Source organism: Streptomyces sp. NPDC057654, from assembly GCF_042800135.1.
Lineage (GTDB): Bacteria > Actinomycetota > Actinomycetes > Streptomycetales > Streptomycetaceae > Streptomyces.
The window spans coordinates 1-4478 of the sequence record NZ_JBHVHQ010000721.1 but is presented as its reverse complement, the minus strand read 5'-3'; the positions used below and the strand labels follow the sequence as shown (position 1 = coordinate 4478).

4 protein-coding genes and 1 pseudogene are annotated in these 4478 nt (G+C 72.3%); 4 read left to right on the top strand and 1 reads right to left on the bottom strand.

Features of this window, described 5'->3' with window-relative positions; all coding sequences use genetic code 11:
• The first annotated feature begins 297 nt into the window (after window positions 1-297).
• The 3 genes from ACFU99_RS34445 to ACFU99_RS34435 all read left to right on the top strand — a co-directional run bounded on the left by ACFU99_RS34445 (window position 298) and on the right by ACFU99_RS34435 (window position 3064).
• Window positions 298-816 (top strand): DUF2617 family protein, encoded by a 519-nt coding sequence (locus tag ACFU99_RS34445; protein ID WP_384399758.1) that lies wholly within the window; start codon window positions 298-300, stop codon window positions 814-816.
• A gap of 163 nt (window positions 817-979) precedes the next feature.
• Complete coding sequence (locus ACFU99_RS34440) at window positions 980-2575, top strand: polyamine aminopropyltransferase (protein ID WP_384399756.1); 1596 nt, start codon at window positions 980-982, stop codon at window positions 2573-2575.
• A gap of 222 nt (window positions 2576-2797) precedes the next feature.
• Window positions 2798-3064 (top strand): chaplin, encoded by a 267-nt coding sequence (locus ACFU99_RS34435; RefSeq protein WP_384399753.1) that lies wholly within the window; start codon window positions 2798-2800, stop codon window positions 3062-3064.
• A 95-nt stretch (window positions 3065-3159) separates the two neighbouring features.
• Here the strand turns inward: ACFU99_RS34435 and ACFU99_RS34430 are convergent, their stop codons facing one another.
• Window positions 3160-4119 (bottom strand): AraC family transcriptional regulator, encoded by a 960-nt coding sequence (locus tag ACFU99_RS34430; RefSeq protein WP_384399750.1) that lies wholly within the window; start codon window positions 4117-4119, stop codon window positions 3160-3162.
• 99 nt (window positions 4120-4218) lie between these two features.
• On the opposite strand from ACFU99_RS34430, the pseudogene ACFU99_RS34425 reads away from it, so the two are divergent.
• Window positions 4219-4478: pseudogene (locus ACFU99_RS34425) on the top strand (DsbA family protein); the annotation flags it as partial.

Here is a 4478-nt window from a genome sequence, read left to right as displayed (position 1 = left end):
GAATATGACGGCCCGGCCGTCAACGCGCCCGGTGGACCCAAAGTCCGCCGGGCGCTTTGGTGTTGAACGTTTGAGCTGTGCAGCCCTCGGGGGGATGGAAACCCGGCGAAGATGGGTAAAAGCGCTGTGGGCGCCGTGCTTTTCATGATTCCCTCTTGATGAGAGTACAAGTCCTCGGAATCACAGTCCTCGGACCCCACGGACCCCACGTGGGCACGAGCCGGCGTACTCGAACACCCTGGTCCTCCTCCGGGGCGGGCCGGCCCACCTTCCACTGCGTGCTTGCGGAGCCGACCCATGCTCACGACCCTCACCACCCCCTATACCGATACCCGGGCCGCCGACCTCGCGTGGTGCCTGGGCAAGGACCCCCTGCCATCCCTGGCCGACCTCGACCTCCAGCTGGACGGCGCGACCGTTCAGCTGCGCCTGCTCGGCGCCTCCCACCAGGTGCTTCTCGACGGGGTGGAAGGAAGCTGCTCGGAGACCGTGGCCTGTCTGCCCGGCAGCAGCACCCCCCTGCCGCTGGGGGTCGCGAAGCGCGTGGGCGACTGGGAGTACGAATTCGCGGCGCGCGTCGAGACGCTGTCGCGCGGTTCCTTCGCGGGGCGCGCGCAGGAGCTGCTGGCGCTCGTCGCCGACCATCCGCACGGCCTCGCCGGCACCTTCCCCGGCAGCCCGCACGCCTTCACCGCGATGCTCGCCCAGCGCCACGAGGGCCAGGTCAGCTGGCGTACGTGGCACGCGTATCCGCAGGAGGGACGGCTCGTCGCGACGCGTACGAGGGTGGCGGTGCGGCTGGCCGTGCCGAGGTGAGCGCGGGGCGGCGGCGTACGGGGCTCCCCGGGGTGGTGTGGGCGCGCCGGGTACCCGTCCGGCGGCGTATGAACCTCGAACGCCCCGCGAGTAACCCCTGAACGCCCCTAGTGAACCCTTGTGGGTGACAGGGGGTGTGAGGGTGGTGACGTAGCGTTCCGTCATGAACTACCCAATGAGTCCGGGCCGGTCGTCCGTGCCGCCCGGACTCGGCCGCTTCGCCGTCCTGACCACGGCGTTCATCTGTGCCGCCTGCGGACTGGTGTACGAGCTGGAACTCGTCGCCCTCTCCTCCTACTTGCTCGGCGACTCGGTCACCCTGGCCTCCGTCGTGCTCTCCGTGATGGTCTTCGCCATGGGCGTCGGCTCGCTGCTCGCCAAGCGGTTACGGCCGCGCGCCGCCGTCTCCTTCGGCGCCCTCGAAGCCGCCCTCGCCGTCACCGGCGGCGGCTCGGCGATAGCCCTCTATGCCTGCTTCGCCTGGCTGGGCCAGACGCGCCTCGCCCTCGTCGGCTGCTGCCTCGCCATCGGCGTGCTCATCGGCGCCGAGGTGCCGCTGCTCATGACGCTCATCCAGCGCATCCGCAGCCAGGACCCCGGCGGCGCGGTCGCCGACCTCTTCGCCGCCGACTACGTGGGCGCGCTCGTCGGCGGGCTGGCCTTTCCCTTTCTGCTGCTGCCGATGATGGGGCAGCTGTCCGGCGCCCTGCTGACCGGCGGCATCAACGCGGTGGCGGGCGGCGCGCTGGTGCTGTGGGTCTTCCACCACGACCTGAGCGCGCGCGAACGGCGGCTGCTCATCGGCGTCAACGCCCTCGCCCTCGCGGTCCTCGCCGCCGGGGCCGCGCTCACCGCCCCCTTCGAGCGGGCCGCGCGGCAGGCGCTGTACGGGCCCGAGGTGCGGGTCGCCGTCCGGACGGGCGTGCAGGAGGTCGTCGTCACGGGCGGCGCCGGGCGGCGCGGCACACCGCCGTCCCTGTACCTCGACGGGCGGCTCGGCTTCGACGGACGTGACGAGGCCCGCTACCACGAGGCGCTCGTGCACCCCGCGATGGCCGGGCCGCACCGCCGGGTGCTGGTGCTCGGCGGCGGGGACGGGCTCGCCCTGCGCGAGGCCGAGCGGTACCCCGGCGTACGGTCCATCACCGTCGTCGAACTCGACCCGGAGCTGCTGCGGTTGGCCCGTACGGACCCCGGCCTGGCGCGGCTCAACCGCGACGCCTACCGCGACGGGCGGGTACGGGCCGTCGCCGCCGACGCCTTCGAGTGGCTGCGGAGACAGGAGGTGGCGGCGGTGCGGCGCGGCCGGGAGGCGAGCGGTCACGACGGCGGAGACGGTGCTGACGGCGGCTTCGATGTGGTGCTCGCCGATCTGCCGGACCCCGCCGTCACGGCCGGCACGAAGCTCTATTCGCAGGAGTTCTACGGGCTCGTCCGCCGCGTCCTCGCCCCCGGCGGCCGGCTCGCGGTGCACGCCGGGTCGCTGGGCGGCGACCGGCGTCACGCCTTCTGGACGGCCGACGCCACCGTACGGGCAGCGGGCCTCGACACCACGGCGTACGCGGTCGACGGCCGGGGCTTCCTGCTCGCCGCGCGGACGCCCGTACCGCTTCGACTGCCCGCCGTGAGACCGCCGTTGCGGTCGCTCACCCCGCAGTCGCTGCGGGCCGCCGGGCGCGCGGCGGAGCGGGAGCGGTACGGGCGCGGGGCGGCGGAACCGCTGCCTTCGACGCTGCTGCGGCCGCGCTATCTGGGGTGATGGCGGGCGGCTGACGGCGGGCGGGAGGACGCCGCGTCCGGTCTGGTCGGCTGATCTTTTTGACGCATAGTCAGTTGAGCTGATGTGCAGAGGTCACCCGTTTGCGTGCGCGTCGATCCGCCGCGCCCGTACAGAAAGTTGGTCGTATCGGGTTTCGCCGGATCTCCGGCTGGAGAACGGCTCTCTCCTTCTCCTCGTACGGCTACGTAAGGAATCAGTGTCATGTCGCGAATCGCCAAGGCCGCTGTCCTGACCATCGCCGCGGCCGCCGCCATGGTGGGCACCGCGGGCGGGGCCTCGGCCCACGACCACCACCAGTACCGCCACGACGGAGCCTGGGCCACGGGCGCGGCTATCGGTTCGCCCGGCGTGCTCTCCGGCAACCTGGTGCAGATCCCGATCGACGTGCCGGTCAACGTCTGCGGCAACAGCATCGACGTCATCGGCCTGCTCAACCCGGCCTTCGGCAACACCTGCGTCAACGACTGACGACGCCGGTATCGCCCTGCCGACAGCGTGTGTCTCGTAGTTCGCGGCGCTCACCGCTCCTCGCGGTGGGCGCCGTTCGCGTGCGTGCCGTCGGCTCAGCCGGTGCTCTGCGCGGGCTTGAGCGGCGGAGGCTTCAGGGAAGCGCGGAACGCGCCGGGGGACCGGCCCGTGCGGTGCGTGAAGAACTTGGAGAAGTTGGCGGCGTCGTCGAAGCCGAGACGGTCCGCGATACGGGCGGCGGGCAGATCGCTGTGGGCCAGGAGCCGCTTGGCCTCCAGGACCACCCGGCAGTCGATGAACTCCTTGGCGCCCACCCCGGCCGCCGCGAGGGAGGCGCGGGAGAGGGTGCGCGGGGAGTAGCCGAGGGCGCGCGCGTAATCGGCGACGCGGTGGCTGGTCGCGAACTCCCGCTCCACGGCGGCCCGGAACCGCTCGAACGTCTCGCTGGGCGCGGGGACGCTGCTGCCCACCGGGGCCGTCAGATACGCGAGACGCAGGACGAGCACGGTGAACAGGTGCCGCAGGACGTCCGTGTGCACCTCGGCGGGCAGGCCGCGGCCGCAGCCGAACTCGGCGGCCAGGTGGTCCACGGCGCGGTTCACCGCCGCGAGGTCCGGGCCGACGGGCTGCCACAGGACGGGGCGGAAGGGGTCCTCGGCCTTGGCCGCGGCGGCGGTGCCGGGCGGCAGGAAGCCGGGCTGGGCGAGGACGACGTAGCCGTCGACGGTGCTGTCGTCGTCCGTGTCGTTTTTGGTGCTGCTCGCCTCGTCGAAGCTCTGCACCTGGCCGGGGCGCACCCAGAGGACGGAGCCCGGTACGAGCGCGTAGCCGGTGAAGTCCACGGTGTGCGCGGCCGAGCCGGAGCGCACGATGAGCAGCTGGTGGAAGTCGAGCCGCTGGGGGCGGCGCAGCAGCCCTGCGGGGGCGCGGGAGCGCAGCTCGGCGAAGGTCATGACCTCCAGGCCGACGGGGGTGCCGGGCGGGGCCTGGTAGGCGAGCTCGACGATGTCGGGGCTGCTGGGGCTGCTGTCGGAGGCGTGTCGCTTTTTCACCATGGATGGTCGCAAGCGTACCTGGCCGGAGAGGTGCCGTGCTCGTAGCTTGGTCGTAACGGACAAGGAGTGTCCGGGAAGACAACCGGAAGAGAGGACGCCATGGAGCGCGTGAAGCTCACCTACGCCTTCGACGCCTACTGCGGCTGGTGTTACGGATTCGGCCCCGTCATCCGCGAATTCGCCGCGGCCAACGCCGAACGGATCGAGCTGCGCGTACTCAGCGGCGGGCTCTTCACCGGGCCGCGGGCGCAGCCGGTGTCCGCGTATCCGTACATCCCCGAGGCGGACGCGCGGATCGCCGAACTGACCGGCGCGGTGTTCGGCGACGGTTACGCGGAGGCGTTCGCACGCGGCACCGC

Coding starts and splice junctions, on each gene's coding strand:
- ACFU99_RS34445 (WP_384399758.1), top strand. CDS start 298: ATGCTCACGACCCTCACCACCCCCTATACCGATACCCGGGCCGCCGAC.
- ACFU99_RS34440 (WP_384399756.1), top strand. CDS start 980: ATGAACTACCCAATGAGTCCGGGCCGGTCGTCCGTGCCGCCCGGACTC.
- ACFU99_RS34435 (WP_384399753.1), top strand. CDS start 2,798: ATGTCGCGAATCGCCAAGGCCGCTGTCCTGACCATCGCCGCGGCCGCC.
- ACFU99_RS34430 (WP_384399750.1), bottom strand. CDS start 4,119: ATGGTGAAAAAGCGACACGCCTCCGACAGCAGCCCCAGCAGCCCCGAC.